At 33.7% G+C, this 22766-nt stretch carries 13 protein-coding genes; 7 read left to right on the forward strand and 6 right to left on the reverse strand.

Features of this window, described 5'->3' with window-relative positions:
- Positions 1–115 precede the first annotated feature (115 nt).
- The 6 genes from DK442_RS27325 to DK442_RS27350 all read left to right on the forward strand — a co-directional run bounded on the left by DK442_RS27325 (position 116) and on the right by DK442_RS27350 (position 11150).
- Positions 116–3043: a SusC/RagA family TonB-linked outer membrane protein gene (locus DK442_RS27325; protein WP_109439102.1), complete on the forward strand. Its 2928-nt coding sequence runs from the start codon at positions 116–118 to the stop codon at positions 3041–3043.
- A 12-nt stretch (positions 3044–3055) separates the two neighbouring features.
- A complete protein-coding gene (locus DK442_RS27330) occupies positions 3056–4720 on the forward strand; it encodes a RagB/SusD family nutrient uptake outer membrane protein (protein WP_109439103.1) in 1665 nt (554 codons plus the stop codon).
- 34 nt (positions 4721–4754) lie between these two features.
- Positions 4755–5915, forward strand: coding sequence for a SusE domain-containing protein (locus DK442_RS27335; protein ID WP_109439104.1), 1161 nt, complete (start codon positions 4755–4757; stop codon positions 5913–5915).
- A 28-nt stretch (positions 5916–5943) separates the two neighbouring features.
- A complete protein-coding gene (locus DK442_RS27340) occupies positions 5944–7392 on the forward strand; it encodes an alpha-amylase (RefSeq protein WP_109439105.1) in 1449 nt (482 codons plus the stop codon).
- A 207-nt stretch (positions 7393–7599) separates the two neighbouring features.
- Complete coding sequence (locus tag DK442_RS27345; RefSeq protein ID WP_109439106.1) at positions 7600–9804, forward strand: peptidase domain-containing ABC transporter; 2205 nt, start codon at positions 7600–7602, stop codon at positions 9802–9804.
- A gap of 53 nt (positions 9805–9857) precedes the next feature.
- Positions 9858–11150: an HlyD family secretion protein gene (locus DK442_RS27350; RefSeq protein WP_109439107.1), complete on the forward strand. Its 1293-nt coding sequence runs from the start codon at positions 9858–9860 to the stop codon at positions 11148–11150.
- 87 nt (positions 11151–11237) lie between these two features.
- Here the strand turns inward: DK442_RS27350 and DK442_RS27355 are convergent, their stop codons facing one another.
- The 6 genes from DK442_RS27355 to tilS form a co-directional block, all read right to left on the reverse strand.
- Positions 11238–13106 carry a DUF885 family protein gene (locus DK442_RS27355; RefSeq protein ID WP_109439108.1) on the reverse strand — a complete coding sequence of 623 codons (1869 nt, stop codon included), beginning with the start codon at positions 13104–13106 and terminating at the stop codon, positions 11238–11240.
- 24 nt (positions 13107–13130) lie between these two features.
- Positions 13131–14981, reverse strand: coding sequence for a CocE/NonD family hydrolase (locus DK442_RS27360; RefSeq protein WP_109439109.1), 1851 nt, complete (start codon positions 14979–14981; stop codon positions 13131–13133).
- Positions 14982–15177: 196 nt separating this feature from the next.
- Positions 15178–17538: a spondin domain-containing protein gene (locus DK442_RS27365; protein ID WP_109439110.1), complete on the reverse strand. Its 2361-nt coding sequence runs from the start codon at positions 17536–17538 to the stop codon at positions 15178–15180.
- 224 nt (positions 17539–17762) lie between these two features.
- Positions 17763–18401, reverse strand: a complete 639-nt coding sequence (locus tag DK442_RS27370) for a Crp/Fnr family transcriptional regulator (RefSeq protein ID WP_109439111.1) — start codon at positions 18399–18401, stop codon at positions 17763–17765.
- A gap of 90 nt (positions 18402–18491) precedes the next feature.
- A complete protein-coding gene (locus DK442_RS27375; protein WP_109439112.1) occupies positions 18492–20474 on the reverse strand; it encodes a thioredoxin family protein in 1983 nt (660 codons plus the stop codon).
- Positions 20474–21787 (reverse strand): tRNA lysidine(34) synthetase TilS, encoded by a 1314-nt coding sequence (gene tilS, locus DK442_RS27380; protein WP_109439113.1) that lies wholly within the window; start codon positions 21785–21787, stop codon positions 20474–20476. The genes DK442_RS27375 and tilS overlap by 1 nt, the downstream gene beginning before the upstream one ends.
- A 159-nt stretch (positions 21788–21946) precedes the next feature.
- On the opposite strand from tilS, the gene DK442_RS27385 reads away from it, so the two are divergent.
- Positions 21947–22648, forward strand: a complete 702-nt coding sequence (locus tag DK442_RS27385; RefSeq protein WP_109439114.1) for a hypothetical protein — start codon at positions 21947–21949, stop codon at positions 22646–22648.
- Positions 22649–22766: the final 118 nt, after the last annotated feature.

Below are 22766 nucleotides of genomic sequence, written 5' to 3' on the forward strand. Positions count from 1 at the left end.
CGTTTGCGTAAGGTTATGGTTAAACCCTACTTAAAATTTAACACAAAATTTACATACTTTGGTTGCGGAAAGCGAAAATATAAGACTTAAAACAATCAAAAACTAATTTAATTTTATGAAAACATTTACTAAAAGCGCATTGTTTTTATTGTGGTTGATACCAATGAGCTTTTTTGCACAGTCGACTGTTAATGGAACAGTTACTGACGCAGGAAATGGTCAACCCATTCCTGGTGTAAATATCATTCTTAAAGGATCTACAAACGGAACAACTTCTGATTTTGATGGAAATTATACTTTAAGCAATGTTAACGATGGGGATATTATTGTATTCTCTTATGTTGGATTTTTACCTCAGGAAATGGCATACAGTGGTCAAGCCACAATAGACATTGTATTAGAAGAGGATGCCGCCGAATTAGAGCAAGTAGTTGTAATTGGTTACGGTACTACCAGAAAAAAGGATTTAACAGGATCTGTTGCTCTGATAACTTCAGAGGATTTTAATACTGGTAATAACATTACCGCAGAAACTCTATTTAATGGTCGAGTAGCTGGGGTAAACATTAATACCAACGGTGGTCCTGCAGGGAATTCTGAAATTAGAATTCGAGGAGGAGCGTCATTAAACGCCTCCAACAACCCCCTAATAGTTGTTGATGGTCTACCATTAAATGATCCTGGAGATACTGATAACGGCTCTAGATCTGTTCTTTCTGCCATCAACCCAAATGATATTGAATCATTCTCTATCTTAAAGGATGCTTCAGCGGCAGCCATCTATGGTAACCGTGGAGCAAATGGAGTAATTATCATTACAACCAAAAAAGGTAAAAAGAATTTACAAATAAGCTTGGATTCCAAAACTGGTATAAATTCTGTAACCGATGTGGTAGACGTATTCTCTCCTAGTCAATACAGAACGTTTATAGCAGAAAACTTCCCTTCTCGAGTTGACGATTTGGGTTCTGCTAATACAGATTGGCAAGATGAGATTTATAGAGATGCTTTTTCTTCAGATCACAATTTATCTGTTAGTGGTTCTATATTACAAGTATTACCTACCAGGCTGACCCTAGGCAGATCAGATCAAGAAGGTCTTAGAAAAACTTCAAAATTTGAAAGAACAACAACCTCTCTTTCTTTAAACCCTAGACTTTTCAATAATCATTTAAAGATAGATGTTAATGCAAATCTTAATTTTGAGAAAAATAGATTTGCTCCCAATGTAGAGGGATCTGCTATTACATTCGATCCTACTCAACCAGTACTCGAGCCAGGCTCGCAATATGGAGGTTTCTTTGAGTACCTAGATCCTAGTACTGGTTTTGCAAGAGCAAATGTGCAACTAAATCCAGTTGCTCAATTACTCCAAACCAGAGATATTGCAAATGTGAGAAGATATTATGGCAATGCTAAATTCGATTATCAACTACATTTTTTTCCAGATCTAAGAGCTGTAGTAAACCTTGGGTTAGATACTAGTGAAACAGATAGATTTGAAGAACGCTCTACAGAAAGTGCAAATACATTTAATGCTGCTCAAGGAGAATTCAATGGTTATAAATCTGATACGGACTTTATTGCTAAAAACAAATTATTGGATACATATTTGGTATATAATAAAAAAGTTGGCGGTTTAGATATCGAAGCAACTGGAGGATATTCTTATCAAAAATTTGAAGTAGAAGAATTGCTAACAGGAGATCAACGAGATCCAAATATAGAACCTGAAGAAACTATTAATGCCGATGTAGTATTATTAGCATATTTCTTAAGAACAAATTTAAAATTTAATGACAAGTACTTTTTAACTGGATCTATACGTCGAGATGGTACTTCTAGATTTAGTGAAGATAACAGGTTTGGTTATTTCCCTTCAGCATCTTTTGGATGGCAAATTAATGAAGAAGATTTTCTTAAAAACTCATCCTTAGTAAGTAATCTAAGATTAAGATTAGGTTATGGTATTACCGGACAACAAGATATTCCTTCTGCAAATGATTACTTAGAACGTTACAGAGGTAGTGGGCCAAATACTCAATATATCCTTAATGGAGAAGTTGTAAATATTGTTCAGGCTCAATTTAGAAATGAAGAAATCGAATGGGAAAAGATAACTGAATATAATATCGGTTTAGACTATGGTCTCTGGAATGATCGAATCAGTGGTTCTGTAGATGTGTTTAGAAAAGAATCTGATGATTTACTTTCTCAAGCCCCTGTACCAGATGGTGCGAACTTTTCTAATCAAGGGTTTCAAAACATCGGTAAGTTTGTTACAGAAGGATTAGAATTTTCTATCAGTGCTGATATCATTAAAACCAATGACTTAAATTGGAATGTTAGTTATAATGCTACTTATATTAATAGAGAAATTGAAGAGTTAGCATTTGGGCAAGACATATTAACTACCGGTATTGGAGGTGGTACAGGTAATACTATCCAAATTCAAAGACAAGGAGAAGCCCCTTTTTCTTTCTTTACATTTGCTCAGCTTTATGATTCTAATGGTAGACCAATAGAAGGAGCTTATGCAGATTTAAATGGAGATGGTGTCATAAACAACGATGACAGATATGTTTCTGGTGATGCAACTGCAGATATCACAATGGGACTTCAATCAAGTTTCAATTATAAGAATTTTGACTTTAGCTTTAACATGAGAGCTAGTATTGGAAACGAAATCTACAACAATGTAGCTTCATCAAACGCACAACTTGGAAATGTATTTAGAAATGTATTTAATAATACTCCAGTAAGTGTATTAGATACTAATTTCCAAAATACTTCTGATGTGATTTTATCAGATTACTATGTAGAAGATGCATCATTTGTAAGAATGGATAATATTACAGTAGGATATACAATGCGAGACCTAATGAAAGGGATATCAAGCTTACGTATATGGGCCGGGGTCCAGAACGCATTCGTTATTACGGATTATTCTGGATTAGATCCTGAAATCCAAAATAACGGTGTGGATAACACAATCTTTCCAAGAGGACGCACTTTGTTATTAGGAATTAACTATAAATACTAAAAAAAATAAGGAATGAAACTATATAAGATTTTTTTATACGCATTTCTTTTCATCGGTATATTTGCGTCTTGTGAAGATGACTTAAATATCGAGTTAGAAGATGATGATGATTTACTCGCTGAGGACGTATTTAGTAGTCCTGATGCTTATGAACGAGCAATAGCTGGGGTTTATGCAAACTTTTCTGTGGTAGGTTTGGATGCTCCTGGAACATCAAACATTGCAGGAATAGATGCAGGAACCGGACAATACGTAAGAGGTTTGTTTAGCCTACAAAACTTGGCTACAGATGAGATGATTTTTACATTTGAAAATGACCCTGGTATTCGTGAAATACAAAGAAATTCTTGGAATGCTAATAATGTGGTAGTTCTTGGTTTCTTTGCAAGAGCTACTTTTCAAATTTCCTTGGCTAACGAATTTTTACGTCAAACTACCGATGATAAATTAGATGGTAGAGGGGTTTCTGGGGAATTAAGAAACGAAGTTAGGACTTATAGAGCAGAGGCTCGTGTACTTCGTGCATTAGCAAATTATCATCTATTAGATCTTTTTCGAAGAGCTCCTTTTGCTACCGAAAATGATGCTGTTGGATTTACCAGAGTACCAGAAATCAAAGATCAGGAGTTATTCGATTATATAGAAGCTGAATTGCTTGCTGTTGATACTGATTTATTAGACGTAGCTCCTGGTAATGCTTCACTCTACGGGCGTGCAAATAAAGGAGTAGCAAAAATGATTCTTGCTAAACTCTATCTAAATGCCGGTGTATATTTAGGAGAAGAAAATGAACGTTTTGCAGATTGTCTTAACACTTGTCAGGAAATTATTAATAGTGGATACTCTCTCACTGCAAACTACTTAAATAATTTCAATGCTGATAATGATTCTAATGGTGCGCAAAATGAAGTTATTTTTCCTATCGTATCAGATGGAGCTTCTGTAAGAAATTTTGGTGGTGCCGGAATTTTAATTCAAGGGCAACAAAATGCTAGAGCCGGTTTTCAACCAACTCCAGAGTCTTTGGGTGTTGGAGGTTTTGGTAACCTTTATAGAACAAGAAAAGAATTTGCAGAGTTATTTGTGAATGACCCACTCTTTGTTAATGATGATAGAAACACCGTAGTTTCTAAAGATATAGAATTGGATGACGAAGGAAATATTATTACCGAAGAAGATCGTCCTATAGAAATTGCAGACATCAGTGATACATCTGGTGGATACCTTATTTCAAAATTTTCTAATATTACTTCTGGTGGACAACCCGGTAAGGATGCCACTTTTGTAGATACAGATTTTCCTCTTTTCAGACTTGCAGATGTATATCTAATGTATGCAGAAGCTCATCTCAATGGTGGAGGTGGTGACCCTAATATAGCACTTGGATATGTAAATGCTTTAAGAGAAAGAGCATTTGGTGATGACACTGGTAATATTGAGATAGGTGATCTTACTTTAGATTTTATTATAGATGAACGAGCAAGAGAATTATATTGGGAGGGTCATAGAAGACAGGACTTAATACGATTTGAAAGATATACAGGAGGAACCTACAATTGGTCATACAAAGGTGGACCACAAAACGGATCTTCAATTTCTGATAATTTTAAACTATTCCCTATCCCTGCTTCTAGTAGATCTGCTAACCCAAATCTTGGTCAGAACAGAGGATTCTAAAAAAAACAATACAACAAATTTAATTTATACAGTCATGAAAAAAATATCAATACTATTGTTTGCATTTGTAGCAGCACTATGTTTTAATGCATGTGTGGAAGATGATGAGCCTACATTTGTTATACAAGAAGAACAATCAGAAGGACCACTAATTGTAACTGCTAACTCATCTGTTACTCTTAACAAAGATATCGAAAATGATCAAGCCTTTACCTTTGTTTGGGAAGACGCTGGATATAATATTAATTCTCCGATTACATATACAATAGAAGCTGCCCGTGCAGGTACAGATTTTGAAACTCCAGAAACAATTGCTTCTACTACTGACCGCTTTTATAGCTGGACAGTAAAAGAATTAAATACTATGGCAATACTAGTTGGTTTATTGCCTGATGAAGAAGCTTCAATAGAATTACGTGTTGTCTCTTCACTTGGAACAAATGGAGGCAGTGCTATAAAATCTAATGTGATTTCTGTAACAGTTACTCCTTACTCCACAATACTTCCTGTGAAAAACTTATTTTTAGTTGGAAATACCGTTGATACTAACAAAAGTGGTGCTGCTGATAATGATGATTGGGAAAATGGTACCAATCCTAGTTCTATAAACACTTACATATTTAGAGATGCAGATGATCCTAATATTTTTCATTTTAGAGGATACTTTGAAGTTGATCCAGGAGAAAATGAATTTAAATTATTAGAAACTCAAGGGTCGTGGCAACCACAATGGGGATTAGATGGTGGTGGATTTACCAGCAGTGATATTCTTGGAGGTGATCCTGGTGCATTTACAGTTCCAGCATCTGGGTATTATGATTTGACAGTGAATATTGATGATTTAACTCACTCTTTTACGCCTTTCACTATTACTACTGAACCTACATATACTACTATTGGTATTATTGGTGCTTCAAGAACTGGTGATGATAGCGGATGGAATACTCCTGACACAGATATGACTCAATCTCCTTTTAACCCGCATATTTGGTATTTAGAAGGGCAAACTTTATTTGATGGACCTTTAAAATTCAGACATAGTGATGACTGGCCTGGAAACTGGGGAGGAACAACTGAATTTGCAGGTGTTGGAATTACAGATGGTGATCCACCAGCAATACCTGTGACTGCAGGTACATATGACATCTGGTTTAATGACCTTGATGGACGTTATTTATTAGTTCCTGTAGAATAAGTGAATTTAACAAACTTAAAAAGTTGAAATGAAAAAAATAGCAAATATATCAACCAAAGCAATCCTCCTTTTAGGAGGGTTGGTTCTTGGATTGACAGGGTGTTCTGAAGATGATGATTCTGGAAATAATAGTGAAGCTGTTATTACTAGTCAATCACTAAAAATGGACCTTACACAATTTGAAAAAGAAGACGCAGGTGTTTTTATGCAAGCTTTCTATTGGGATGTTGAACCTATAGGAGATTGGTATAATGTAGTAGGCGAAAAAGTTGAGGATTGGGCCGATTCTGGTATAAATAGAATCTGGCTACCTTCTCCAAGTAAAGGTGCTTCAGGATCATTTTCTATGGGGTACGACCCGATGGACTATTTTGACGTAGGTGAATTTAGTCAACGTGGTGAAGATAATGTTGAAACTCGTTTCGGATCACGACAAGAATTAGAGGATTTGATCCAAAAATCCCATGCAAATGATATTGAAGTTATCGCAGATGTTGTTATGGGTCATAACTCTGGTGGTGGGTTACAATATAATCCATATAGAGATGCAGAGGTATTTAGCCTATTTAATGAAGAAAATGGAAATGCTTCTGGTAAATTCAATAGAAATTTTGAACATTTTCACCCTAATGCAATTGTTGATTCTGATGAAGAAGCACTGTTTTTTGCTGAAACAGATCTTAGCCACGCAGTACCTTATGTACAAGAATGGTTATGGGGCAGGGATGATTCTGTAGGAGAATTTTATAAATCTTTAGGATTTGATGGATGGCGTTTTGATTATGTAAAAAGTTTTGCTCCAAAATGGGTAAAAGCATGGAATGATAAAATTGGAGGGTTTTCTGTTGGAGAAAATTTTGATGGAAACCAACAAGTATTAAAGGACTGGGTTGATGCATCTGGGTCACCAGCATTTGATTTTGCATGTTTCTATAGATTGGACGAAACACTTGACAGAGCACAAGATCTTACTCCATTGGGAGAAGCAGATAATATGTTAAGAAAACTGGATCCAAATATGGCGGTTACATTTGTTGCCAATCATGATACCGAAAAAGATGAAAACCCTGATAATAGAATTAGTTATGGAAATAAATTATTAGCATATTCTTACATTCTTACGCATGATGGGTATCCTACAATTTTCTACCTCGACTACGAAGCTTTTAAAGGACAGTTAAAAACATTAATACAGATTTACAATACTTTGGCTGTTGGTGATGTCGAGATCATTGAAGCTAATAAAGATGAGTATATAATGAAAAGAAGTGGTAGTGGTGATAACCCTGGTCTAATTCTTTACATGAATATTAGTAAACAGACAAAACAACGTGTTGTAAAAACCAATTGGGCGGGTAAAACTCTAGTAGACTACACCGATAACTCTAGAGCAACGCCTACCGCAGATGCAGAAGGTAACGCTACTATTCAAGCCCCGCCAGGTAGTTATTCTATCTGGTCTATTACTAAAGAATAATAAAACATATAATTTTATAGTGTTAGCCAATAACAATTAAAGAGTGCTTTTTAGCACTCTTTTTTTATTCCGTTAAAGTAAACCCAAAAAAGAGTCAATAAAATGGTTGATAATTTTAGTATTATAATTTCGATAGTATAATCAAAAAGAATTACTTTTCTTTGTAAGATATCTTATCACACAAAATCAACTTAATAATAACACTTAATGCCAAAATTTCCTTTCTACAAACAAGCTGAATCTAAAGATTGCGGACCTACTTGTATTAAAATTATCGCTAAGCATTATGGAAGAGTTCTTAATACTCAAAAATTAAGAACATTGAGCGAAACAACTCGAGAAGGAAGTTCTCTTTTAGGACTAAGCGATGCTGTAGAAGAAATTGGATTTAGGTCTCTGGGAGTAAAACTTTCATTAAAAAAATTAGACGAAGTACCATTACCATGTATTGTTCATTGGAATAAAGTTCATTATGTAGTTGTATATAAAATCAAAACTACTCGTAAAGGCCAAATGACAATATACGTTTCTGACCCGGCACATGGATTGATAACGTATACAAAAGAGGAATTTATAAAAGCATGGATAGGTAATAATGCAGACGAAAACACAGAAGAAGGTGTAGCGCTATTGGTAGAACCAACACCAAAATTTTACAGTGACAACCTGGATGAAGAAGATCAAAAATTTGGTTTTAAATTTATCTCTAAATATATATTCAAATATAAAGCCTTCCTTTTTCAATTGGCCTTAGGGCTCGGTGCCGGAAGTTTGCTGCAACTTATCACTCCTTTTTTAACACAAAGTATTGTTGATGTAGGTATAAAAAATCAAGACCTTAATTTTGTTTACCTTGTTCTCATTGCAATGCTTTCTCTTTTTATAGGTAGAACTTTAATTGATGTTCTAAGAAGTTGGATTTTACTTCACCTAAGTACTCGAATAAATATTTCACTGATATCTGATTTCTTTATCAAACTTATGAATTTACCTATCTCCTACTTTGATGTAAAAATGACAGGAGATCTTTTACAGAGGATTAACGATCATAAGCGAATAGAACAAATATTAACCATGTCATCACTCAACGTGTTGTTTTCAATGGTAAATCTTATTGTGTTTAGCATCGTTTTGATTTATTATAGCATTCCTATTTTTGGTATTTTTGCTATTGGTAGTACTTTTTATTTTGCATGGATACTCGTGTTCTTTAAGAAACGTAAAAAACTTGATTATAAGCGCTTTTCTCAAATAAGTGAAGAACAAAGTAAAGTCATAGAATTAGTTAACGGTATGCAGGAGATAAAACTCCATAATGCTGAAAAAAGAAAACGTTGGAATTGGGAATTTGTACAAGCCAAACTATTTAGAATATCAATAGAAAACCTGGCATTAGAACAATACCAAAGTGTTGGATCTTCTTTTATAAATGAATTAAAAAATATTCTAATTACCGTTTTCTCTGCCAAATTAGTTATTGATGGAGATATCACATTAGGTATGATGCTGGCAATAACGGCTATTGTAGGACAGTTAAACGCTCCTATTTCTCAGTTGATTAATTTCCTAAGAGAACTTCAGGATGCACAAATTTCATTAGAGCGTCTGGGAGAAATACATAACAAGGAAGATGAGGAACAAGCTGGAGAAGAGAAAATAAAAGAAATAGCAAAAAATTCTGGTTTTGAAATCAAAAATCTACTTTTTAGATATGTAGGATCTGATAAACCTGTATTAGAAAACCTGGACCTTTCTATTCCTGCTAATAAAATTACTGCTATTGTTGGAGTTAGCGGAAGTGGAAAAACCACCTTGATGAAACTCTTACTAAAGTTTTATGAACCTGATGAAGGACAAATTTTTATCGGTTCCCATGATTTAAAAAATGTATCCCAAAGATCATGGAGAGATCAATTTGGTGTGGTAATGCAAGAAGGGTATATTTTTAATGATACCATTGCAAATAATATTGCTGTAGGAGAAGATTATGTGGACAAGAAAAAATTAGCACATGCTGTGGATGTAGCAAATATTAAAGATTTTATCGAATCTCTCCCCCTTTCTTATAATACTAAAATAGGAATGGAAGGTGTGGGATTAAGTACCGGTCAAAAACAACGTCTTTTTATTGCTCGCTCGGTATATAAAAATCCAAAATATTTGTTTTTTGATGAAGCAACTTCTGCCCTCGATGCGAACAATGAAAAGGTAATTATGGAAAAATTAGATATCTTTTTCAAAGATAAAACCGTTATGGTAATAGCCCACCGATTAAGTACTGTTAAAAATGCACATCAGATTGTCGTCCTGGACAAAGGTGAAATTGTAGAAGTAGGAAATCATGAAACTTTAATCGAAAAGAAGGGTAATTACTATAATTTAGTAAAAAATCAACTCGAATTAGGAAAGTAATACATGAATTAAGAATTATTAATTAGAAATTTATTGATTCGTAACTAGATATTATGCCAGATACATTAGACGATATACAATTACGTAGTGAAGAAGTACAAGAGATTTTAACAAGGGTTCCACATTGGATGATCAGGTGGGGTAATCTTTTAATTTTGGCCTTAGTGCTTATGCTTTTATTTCTTTCCTGGTTGGTTAAATACCCTGATGTAATACCTGCAGAAGCTATTATAACCACCAGAATACCACCACAAAAGGAATATGCCAAAGTGAGCGGAAAAATTGAATCGATCCTAGTTGAAGACAACCAGATTGTTCCAAAGGATACTCCTCTTGCAATATTAGAAAGTAGTGCAAACTATAAAGATGTGTTCTTGCTTAAATCTATTATAGATACTATTAAAATAAATAATAAATCGTTTAGTTTTCCTATAGAAAACCTACCTGTTTTATTTCTGGGAGATATTGAAACTAGTTTTGCTTTATTTGAAAATAGTTATTCTGAGTATATTTTAAACAAAGAGCTTCAACCTTTTTCTAATGAAGCAATAGCAAATCAAGTATCTCTTTCTGAACTTTATAGAAGGCTTGAAAGTCTTAAAGCACAAAAAAGACTTGGTAAAACTGAACTTGAGTTTAAACGAAAAGAACTTCAGCGCCAAAAGAACCTATTTGAAAAAGGAGTTATCTCTGCTCAAGAATATGAAAGTAAAGAACTCGATTATCTTCAAGCTAAACGTACTTATGAAAATAATGACGTTCAGATATCCCAAATCAATGAGAGTATTAGCAATGCTAACAAAACATCTAAGGGTACAGAAATTAATAAAAGAAAAGAAGAAATTAATCTATTTAAAAAAGTATTACAGTCCTTTGATCAATTAAAAAAGAGTATTAAAGACTGGGAGTTACAATATGTCCTTAAATCAGATTTAGAAGGACGCGTATCTTTCTTAAATTTTTGGGTAGAAAATCAGACGGTATCTGTAGGAGATCTTGTCTTCATTGTTATTCCATCAGAAGATTCTTCATATTTAGCAAAAATCAAAGCACCTTCTCAAAACTCTGGAAAAATAAAAATTGGACAAATTGCTAACATTAGATTAGAGAATTTTCCTGATGATGAATTTGGAACTCTGAAAGGTAAAGTAAATCACATATCTCTACTTCCTGATAAAGACGGTTTATACTTAATTGATGTGGCTCTTCCAGATAAACTTATCACTACTTATAATAAAGAAATTCCTTTTAAACAAGAGATGAGAGGTGTAGTAGAGATCATAACAGAAGACCTACGCCTTATGGAGCGTTTCTTTTATCAATTTAGAAATCTTATGGATAAATAAGTAATAAACAAAATAATATCATCTAATAATAAAAGTGCTTCCTAAGAGATTTAGGAAGCACTTTTGTTATCTTGATAAAGACAAACTCTAAGAACTTTTCGATTCTTTAGTTTCATTAGAAATTGTATTTGCAATCCATTGCTCTACTAATTCTTCTAATATGGTAAGTGGCACAGCACCATTAGTTAATACCACATCATGAAACTCTCGTATATCAAATTTATCTCCAAGTTTTTCCTTTGCATTTTCACGTAATTCAAGGATTTTATTCATTCCTATTTTGTACGCCGTTGCTTGACTAGGCATTACAATGTGTCTTTCTACCATTTTTATAGCATCGCTCTCTGCATTCGGAGTGTTATCTGTATAATATTTAATCCCTTGTTCTCTACTCCACTTTTTACTATGAATTCCTGTATCTACTACTAATCTACATGCTCTCCAAAGTTCCATTGCTAATCTACCAAAGTCTGAGTATGGATCACTATACATTCCTATTTCTTTGGGTAATAACTCATTATATAAACCCCAACCTTCTACATAAGCCGTATAGCCGCCAAATTTTCTAAACTTAGGAATATTTTGTAGTTCCTGAGCTATAGAAATTTGCATATGATGACCTGGAATACCTTCATGGTATGCCAAAGCTTCCATTTGATACTTTGGCATCGCTGTCATATCATATAGATTTGCATAGTATGTTCCTGGTCTTGATCCATCAGGAGTACCCCTTTGATAAAAGGCTTTTCCTGCACTTTTTTCTCTAAAGGATTCGACTGCCTTTACTATAATATCTGCTTTAGGTTTGGTTATAAAAAGTTCATCCATCCTTGATTTCATTGTATCTATTAATCCAACAGCTTGCTCAAGATAAGCAGCTTTTCCTGCATCGTCATTAGCAAAATAGAATTTTGAATCCTCTTTCATGTATGTAAAGAAATCCTGTAACGTCCCTTCATATTTAACTTGTTTCATGATATCCCGCATTTCATTATGAATTCGGTCTACCTCTTTTAAGCCAAGTTCATGAATCTGATCTGCAGTCATGTTAGTCGTTGTAGTTCGTTGTAAGGCATTATTATAGAATGCATTTCCCTTAGGAAATTTCCAAACTCCATCATCTGTCGTTGCTCTTTTCTGTTGGTCACTTAATAATTTAACCAGGTTATCAAAAGCTGGTTTTACTCCTTCTAATAATGCTTTTTCTGCATTGGCAATTAATTCTTGTCTTTCTTCTGGAGTAATTTCAATTTTTTCAATTTTACCTTTAAAATCAGAAAACAATGTACTTTCTTGGTTAGATTTATCAAATGGTCGTCCAGTTATTATATTACGACTATCATCCAGAACCTTTGCAAATACAAACTTCGGAGGAAGAATACCATTTTTTTCTCTGATTTTCATATTTTCTACAGCCTGTGCAAACATATCATTCATACCATTAAGTCGAGAAATGTAAGCTTCTGCATCACTTTTATTTTCTATCCTGTGCATATTAATCATAAAAGCAGGTATTTCTGCTTGCATTCCATGCATCTGATTTACAGGATAGTCATAAAAACGATATTTAAAATCGTCTATCTCATTCTCAAGATCTTGTTTCATCAATTTATAGCTAAGCGCAGTTGCAGCATTTAGTTTAGATACATCAATAGAATCTTTTAGATACACAAGCCTTCTCTTTGCTCGTTCCAGATCTTTCGCATCCTGCTTAGATGAAATATCATCCCATTTACCATAATCTGTTTTTATTCCTAAGTATGTTTGTGTCATGGGAGAGTTGGCTACTTCTTCTTTGAATTGCGTTTCGAACCAATCATTTAGATCTTTAGAATGTTCTTCAATTATTTCTTCTGAAGAAACTACATCCATGTTTGATTCTTTTGCTTCTTGTTTACAGCCAATTACTACAAAAAGTAAAGAAAACAGTAATACACTGACTTTCAATTTATTCATAATATAATTATTAGGGTTAATTAGTTACTTTAAAATTGAGATTTCTATTGCAGAATCATAATATACCTTATGAGTTTGTTTAGTGAAATCTGAGGCTTCTGCCTTAAAAATATTAGGAACATATTTTTGAGGATTTAAATCTATTAAAGGAAACCAGGTACTCTGAACTTGAATTTGAATTTTATGTCCTTTTTTGAAAGTATGATGTATATCCTGTAATTTTATATTCACATCAGTTTTCTTATTTGCTATAAAAGGTTCTGGTTTGCTGAAATCGTTTCTAAACCGCCCTCTCATTACTTCACTACGTACCATCATATGGTAATTCCCCATTTTTAGGTATTTTTGAGTCTCTTCTGTGTCCTTTACATCATTAGGATAAACATCTACCAATTTCACCACCCAATCGGCATCTGTACCTGTAGTAGCAACTTTTAGCTTTGCTAAAATTTCTCCCGATAGTGTCATATCCTCTGTAAGAACCGGGGTTTCAAAAACTAATACATCGGGGCGTCGAGCAGCAAATCGTTGGTCATCTGCCATATATTTTCTAGGAGTGAATACCATTTTAATATCCTCAGAATATGGAACGGGCTTTTTAGGGTCGCTTACAAATTCTATGGCACCTCCTCTTGACGAATTTGATAGTTTTTCATTTTCTGAAAGATATAAAGTTTTCTTTTCTGTATTTGAAGGTGGCCATTTTTCAAAAGAATTCCATTCTTTTTTCCCAGTGTCGAAAATTTGAATTTCTGGTAAACCTGTTTTTCCATCTGCAGCCCCTTTAAGGAAATGATTAAAAAACTTAGTTTCTACATTTTTTTGATAGTTTATTGAAAGATCATCTCCAAAGTACACATTACTAACCGCCTGACGTTTTTTAGTTCTAGACCAATCCCCATGACTCCAGGGACCAAAAACCATGATATTATAGTTATCACTTCGTTTCTCTATATTCTCATACGTCTCAAATGGGCCATATAAATCTTCTGCATCAAATAACCCTCCAACGACCATAACAGCTGGTTTTATTTTTTCTAAATGTTGAATAATACCTCTCTTTTTCCAAAACTCATCATAGTTAGGATGTTCTTTCAACTGAGTCCAAAATACATTATCTTCCTTGTAATAGGTATCCAAATTACTTAGAGGTCCTGCATCTAAAAAAAATTGATACTGATCCTCACTTGGCAATTTTGCAAATTTATACCAGGCTTCAGATACAGGTTGTGTCTTTTCATGACCAAATAATGCAGTGACTCTCCAATAACTTAGCAAATAGGCTCCATTATGATGAAAATCATCAAAAAAGAAATCCCCTATACATGCTTGTGGAGATACTGCTTTAAGAGCCGGATGAGCATCTAGTAATGAATATGTTGCATAAAACCCTGGATAAGAAATACCCCATATCCCTACTTTTTTATTAGTATTGGCTACGTTTTTAACCAGCCAGTCTATGGTATCATAAGTGTCGCTAGCTTCATCAAATTGTTTTCCTTTTTTATTAGGAATATACGCTCTCATATTATCATATACTCCTTCACTCATCCAACGTCCTCGAACATCCTGATAAACAATAATATTACCTTCTTTCATAAGAAATTCGTTTGGACCTATTTTAGATCTAAACTTATCTTCTCCATATGGCCTGGAGCTATATGGCGTTCTTTGCATTAAAATAGGATACTTTTTGGACGTATCTTTTGGAGAATAAATTGTAGTGTGAAGCTTGACCCCATCTCTCATAACAATATCTACTTCCTGTTTAGTATATTGACTCTTTACATCATAAGAGGCAGTTTCCTGAGAAAACCCAGTGATAAAATAAAAAAAGTATATGCTTCTTAAAAGAATAAATCTGACTGATCGCATTGGTTTAAGTTTAGTTTATGGCTGAAGATAAAAAATTGGAATCTCGGTGAGATAGTTTTAAGGAGATTTTAACACCTAAATACAGGTTATAAAAGAAAAGAAAACCTTTGACTGTGAAGTCAAAGGTTTATCATCTTAGGTTACGAACATTTATATCCCCCAATATAAATGGTTTAGTTCTAAGGAAGGGTATATCTTATTGTGGTTGGATATTTATATCTATTATATTATACCCTCCTCTTGGATCTCCAGACCAAGTTACCCCTGGAACGCTATTAATAACTCTTTTACCAAATTGCACATCATCTAATGATGATACTCTTCTAATCATAGTATTTGCATCTGCTGGCCCCATATTATCAGATCCCTGATTCATTACCTGATTATCTCCAAATCCAACTGGCTGGTCTTCTTCTGTTCCTGCATCATATAAATATGTATTCGAACTTATGCTGTTACCTGAAAACGCACTTCCATCTTCATTAAATAATGTCAAACCAACATTATTGTTACTTATAAACCAGTCATTAGATTTTACAAACATAGTCCCGAATCCAAGTTTATAATTTTGTCCTTGTGGCACTTCAATTGTAAAAGTATAAGATCCACCTGGGCCAATTGGTCCATTCTCTGCTGGCAGAGCTACAGGAATTCCGAAGTCTTTTAAATAATTATAAGCAACCATTCTATTTCCGTCTTCAGCTATTTCTTCTATACCACTTGCTCCTTTGGCCGCATCTCCTTGTGTAAACCATGGATCTTTTTCTGTATTAAAAGCATATATTAAGGCTGGAGAGAAAGGCGTTAATGAAGAAGATAAACGTAAAGGTGTTCCTTGAGATCCTGTTTCTGTGAACCAATCGTACAATGCTCCTGGCATACCATCTTCTGCGATACCTTCGAGACCTACTCCTCTATCTACTTCTCCCAAAGTAAATAATGGCTCTGACTGAGCATGCAATACTACAATTCCCGGAGTAATTACAAATCCATTATTCTGACTTGCCGGCATGCCAGCATCTGGAGCATTAATTGCAGTAATAGTTAATGTAAACGTTCCAGCTTCATTTCCTCCGCTTGCTGCATAATTTAATATCGCCGTCATATATATATCTCCTGTACCTCTTCCTGGTACCAAACGTACTGATGTATTTGAATCTGCTGGTCCTACATTTTCTCCTGCTGTAGGAAAAGTAGCCGGATCACCATCTGCCTCTGTTCCTAGGTCATATAAAGAAAGTTGATCTGCAATATCAACACCATTAAGTGCTGTACCTCCAGGGAATAAATCAATTCCTGCAAGGTCTGTTGGTGCAAGAAACCAGTCATTACTATTCCCCATCATAGTTACTGGTGTAAATTTGGTCCCAGGAACAGCTTTAAAAGATATCTGATACTGTGCATTATTAGTCGCTAATGGACCTGGACTTCCTGCTCCAACAGGAGTAGTAAAGGTATGTACATTAAGATAGTTAATTGTATTCTTAATTGTTATAGAAAACGTAGTACTATTAATAGGAGTTGCATTTCCCATTCCGAATGTTGGATTAATTGCTTCAGACCAATCAGAAGCAGCGTTTCCTTCTCCATCATATGCAATACTATAACTAGGCAATCTTACGGATTGAACAAATTCTCCTTCAGTCCATATTCCTGCTGTTACTGCTACATTTTCTCTTGCGCTTCCTGCAGCTCCCCATTGTACAAAATCAATAATAGCGTCAGCGCTTGCAAAGCTATCCGAAGAATATAACCCTAAACCTTCACTATCGCCTAATTGATCCCAGTTTACAACCAAAAATTCTCCAGCAGCTAATTGTGTTGTACCACTAATTACAGAAGCATTCTCGATTTGCACATATCTTCCAGGTCCAAGACACAACCAATATGGTGCCAAATCTACGGCAACGGTACCGTTATTCCACAATTCTATTTGTTTACCTTCTCCATAGTTAACTTCATTGATCACAATAGAACGCACATCATTGTTAGGCATCGTAAATACATTTTCTTCTCCAAGAGTAACCGTAGTCGTTTCTGCCCAATTAGCAGCACCATTACCATCTCCATCAAACACAATACTATTATCCTCGTTCCTCACTGTTGGGACAAATTCTCCCTCGGTCCATATTCCTGCTGCAACGGCTACATTTTCTCTTGCACTTCCTGCTTCTCCATATTGAACAAAATCTACAATAGCATCAGCACTTGCGAATTGATCGGTTGAATATAATCCCAGACCTCCGCTAGTATCATTTAGTTCATAAGGTACTACCAAATATCCTCCTGCTGGAATTGTAGTAGTTCCACTTAATGGAGTTACATCACTTAATTGCACATAAGTTCCTGGTCCAAGGCATAACCAATAGTCGCTAATATCAGCCTCTTCAGTTCCTTTGTTAAAGATTTCGACCCAGTCTGTTCCTTGGTACTTTACTTCGTTTAGTACCACATCAATTTCTGTTGATCCACCATCTGGTGTTACTACATCATCATCATCGCTACACGAAGCGAAAACGACCATAGCCATAATTAAATACGTTAATTTCTTTTTCATGATTTTATTTTTTTATTCATTTATTTGGTACAAATGTAAAAGCACAAAACCACTAAATTTGGTGACAAAAGTTACTGAAAAACGTTAAAAAAAGATTAAAAAATAAGCGCTCAAATACCTGAATATCAATTATTTAAAATAAAAAAACAGAACAAAAAACCAATACTTAAAAAGCATGGTTTTTTGTTCTGTTTTTTTATATAATATCTGTTATTTTTTTACATCTAATTGCTGGCTAAAAGTTCTATATGTCTTTTATGTTGAATCAATAAATTTGTCGATTGTAGTTTTTTTGTTATCCTCGATACCACTTCTCTCGAAGTTCCTAAATCAGATGCTATTTGTTGATGAGACATCTGAATCATATTACAATTTTGAAGTTTTGCCTTTTCATTCAAATAATTTACCAACCTATCTTCAATTTTATAACAGACAACTTGCTTAGTTGTATTTAGTAAATCTTCGTAATTGCGTTGAAAATCTTTTAATATAATTCTAATAAAAGATGGGTATTTTACAAACCATTCTTTTACTTTTTCTATTGGTAAACAAAGAACTTTAGTATCTTTTTCTGTTTTAGCAGAAAACCGAACCGCTTCCTGGTTAAATAAATGATTAAAACTAAGAATACAACACTCATTTGGATGTATGTAGTACAACAGAAACTCTACTTCATCTTCTTCTGCATACATTTTAATTAAACCATCCAAAATGATCGGTAAAAAATTCATGTAGCTTCCTTGTTTTACAACATATTCGCCTTTAGGGATTTTTTTAAATGCACCAGAAGAAATTATTTCGTCTTCAAGTTCTTTTTCGATAAAAGGAAAACATTGAGAAAGTTCTATTTGTTCGACCGACATAGATTATTAGTTTTAATACATACAAGAAGTCGATAATATATCTCATCCTTACAATTTTATTATAACAAAAATCTATACAGTTATAAGTGACTATTTTTTATTATTATTCTTTAAACCAGTTTGGAGCCACTTTAGATATTCAATTGCATCAGGAGTATACGCAGTAGTATGGTTTAGAAGATTCATACTTGTATCTAGTAACACATAATAAGGTTGAGAATTATTTTGAAAATTTAAGGTTTGAAAAGTTGCCCATTTATCCCCTATTGTTCGAATATTTTTAACTCTTCCATCTGGTTTTAAAAATTTGAATTGAGATTCTTCAGGTAATTCTTTACGATCATCTACATATAAGGAGATTAATACGTATTTATTTTTGAGAATATCTATAACCTCAGGATAACTCCATACCTGTTCTTCCATCTTACGGCAATTTACACAGGCCCAGCCCGTAAAATCAACTATAATTGGTTTATTCTGAGCCTTTGCTGCCTTAACTCCTTCTTCAAAATCTGTATAGGCATTTAGGCCTAAAGGACCATGTGCTTCCTTTTCATAAATACTATAAAATAACGGTGGTGGAAAACCACTAAGTAGTTTTAAGTTAGCGTATGCCGTATTGGTTAATCCCGGTATTAAATATAGTACAAATATAAGAGTCAGTATTCCCAGTGTTTTCCTTCCTACACTTAGTTTTTGTATTGGGCTATCATGAGGAAAACGTATTTTTCCAAAAAGATATAATACCATTCCTATTCCTACTAATATCCAAATTGCGATAAATACTTCACGTTTTAAAACTCCCCAATGTTCTACAAGATCGGCATTAGATAAAAATTTAAATGCCAGTGCAAGTTCTATAAATCCAAGAACGACTTTTACAGCATTTAACCAACCTCCACTCTTTGGTAACGAATTTAACCAGTTTGGAAATAATGCAAATAATGCAAATGGCAATGCCAATGCCAATCCAAAACCACCCATTCCAAAACTTAATTGCATTGCTCCACCATCACTACTAAGAGAACCTCCTAACAAAGATCCCAAAATTGGACCAGTACATGAAAATGATACCAATGCTAATGTTAATGCCATAAAAAAGATCCCCACCACTCCTCCTATACTTGTAGCTTTACTATCCAGCTTTGTACTCCAGGATGCGGGTAATGTGATTTCAAAATACCCAAAAAAGGATATTGAAAAAATAATAAAAATGACAAAAAAGATAACGTTAAGTGTAACATTTGTCGAAATATTATTCAATATTTCTGGATCTACAGAATCCAAAAGATGAAATGGAAGACTTAAAAGTACATAGATAAAAAAGATAAAGAATCCATAAAGTACTGCATTAAATAACCCTTTCTTACGATCTTTTGCTCCCTTTGTAAAAAACGATACGGTAAGTGGTATCATAGGAAATACACAAGGTGTCAACAGTGCTATTAATCCACCTAAAAAACCTAAAATAAATATATTGAAGTAACTTTTCTTTTCTACCTCTTCTGAAGGAAAAACATCTTTACCTTTAATATCGATATATAATGCATCTGATTTATTTTGATCTTCTGCAGTAATTGCCGACAAATCTCCTTTATTCTCTGTTGCTTCACCAGAAAGACTGATATCAAATTCTATAGTCTCGGGAGCCAAACATTTTTCATCATCACATACAGAAAAGAATACTTCTGCCTTAATAGACTTTAAGTTTTTATCAATACGCTTTATCTTTTGAGAAAATGTAACCTTATCTTCAAAATACTTAACATCCATCTCGAATATATTATCGTATTTCTCTATTCCTTTTGGCTCTATAGTCTCGCCAATAAGTTCATATGTCTCTGGAGTATTATTATATCCAAATTCTGTTGGTGTAGGTGCTATTTCATCCGAATCTGCCTCATTTTGTGAGTATAAATGCCAACCTTCATCCAGGGTAGCCTCAAAATATAATGTATAAGAGTCATCTGTCTCTTTTTCTACGCTTGCTTTCCATTTAATGGGGTCAAGCGTCTGAGAAAAAAGTGTCGTTGAAAATAATAATGTGGTCAGTAAAATTAGGAAGTAACGCATCAGGTTATTGTAATTTTTAGTAGTTGTTTAGTTTGGGGCATTATTTTAAATCTATTATCTGCTCTATAATTTATAATCCAGACAATTTCTTTTCCAGAGCACAGTAACCATACTCTTTCCTTGGCAAGTAAAGATAATTTTTCGTCTTTAAAATATTTACTAAGTTTCTTTTTACCTTTCATTCCAAGTGGATAAAAATAGTCGCCTTCTTTCCATTTCCTTACAGATAAAGGGTACTTTAACTTTTCTTTATCTACATAAATAGTTTTAAGGTCTACTTCAGAGATTTCTTCTACAATCTTAAATTTTAGTGTCCCAGAAGGAATCATTAGCATACTCTCTGCTTCAGAGATTTTATAAGTGCGATCCGAAATATCTTCGATTATGGGGCTTAACAGTAAATAAGCACGATCTTTTACTAATCTATGCGTCTCGGAAAACACTTGCTTTCCTGATTGCGCCACTATCATTTGCTCAATGTCATCCCAAGCCTTAAACCCATATGGTTTTAACAAAAAGTAAAGACATGTTCTTGGATTTCCAAATTCTCGTAATCTATGTATCGGTATTTTGATACAATCTGTTTCACGAATTTCAAATAGCTCATTTTTTAACCGAAACACCTGACTCTTTATAAATTCATTACTTTGCTTAAGATGTTCTAAAGTTGTCATGAAATTTTGCAAAAACTGAGGATTCACTAACTTTAATTCGGGCACCACTTTATGTCTAATAGCATTTCTTAAATACTTTGTACTGCTATTACTACTATCTTCTCTCCACTCTAATTTGTTTTTCTTCGCAAATTCTAAAATTTGATCTCTTGAAAATGGTAAAAGTGGGCGAACAAAAATATCATTAACTTCAGGTATACCTGTTAATCCTTCTATTCCTGTTCCTCTAGATAGATTAATCAAAAAAGTTTCGAGATTATCATCTGCATGATGGGCTGTAAGAATATAATCAAACTGATGTTCTAATGCGAGTTCTTTAAACCAATCATACCTCAACTCCCTCGCCGCCATCTGAATCGATATATTTTGTTTATTGGCATAACTCGATGTATCAAAGCTGGTTATTAAAAAAGTAGCATGAATATAATCTGCCAATGCCTTTACAAACTTCTCATCTTCATCGCTCTCTTTACCTCTCAAATTAAAATTGCAATGCGCAATATCAAATTCGAGGTTTATTAATCTACAAAGGGCGATAAGCACAACGCTATCTAACCCCCCGCTACAGGCAATTAATAATTTGCTTCCTGAAAGAAATGAGAGCTTGGTTGTAATATGATCTTTGAACGCTTGTAACAACGGATTCTCGATTAACTTTTTAGTTTTTCAAATATACGATTTTGAATTGCTATTGCAATTCTTCTTAAAAACAGATTTAATCATTGATTATCAAGTTTTTAACACCTAAATTGATTTGTTTTCGTTATTTTTAGGAAACAACTCTTAAATCATTTACCAATGAATAGGACGCATGAATTATCAAAATTTAATGAGGCTGATGATCAAAGAGAATTCAGCAAGAAGTTATTATCAATTGTTCCTCACTTACATCCCTATGTAAAACATAGATTATATATTGCCGAAAGCGTCGGTATCCTCCCACAAAATATGTATTGTTCCAATGGTATTATTGACGACGCTATTGTAAAACTACATCATGATGAAATTGACTTTGAGATAAATACATTATCTCTAGAACTAAAACTTTTTAAAATAGCAGACGAGCTTATCGACGAATTACACATACGAGAAGGCTGGCATCAAAGAAATATTAGCACAAGTCATTTCTTAAAAGAAGAATTAGAAAAACTAGAAGAAAACTTTACCGCAGAAGCCGATAATGAATTGGTCATGAAAGAAGAATTAGATGATATTTGTTATCATCAAAATACAGAAGATAAACAAAACTTTATTTATAATGATAAAGATTCTGCTATTCTTAAGGTTATAAATTCAGAGCCCTCATCAGATTTCAGAAAACAAAAACTACTTGGTAAGTTCTATAGTTGGTTACCAATGGAAGCCTCTAAAATAATTGATCTTTTTGTCTTTGGTAGATTAAATTTTGAAGAAATAGCTATTATTAAAGGTATTACGGCAAAAGAAGTTAAAGAAACTATTATTGATGTTAGAAAAAGTTTTAGACGTAATCTAATATGATTATGAGATTTCACATATAGGAAACACCCTTCTATAATTGATATTGATCTATTATATCAAATCACTTTATATCTCATTTTAAGCCTTTGGTTAAGATAAGGTCTATTGACTATAGTAG

The sequence above is a fragment of the Aquimarina sp. AU119 genome (assembly GCF_900312735.1).
Taxonomy (GTDB): domain Bacteria; phylum Bacteroidota; class Bacteroidia; order Flavobacteriales; family Flavobacteriaceae; genus Aquimarina; species Aquimarina algiphila.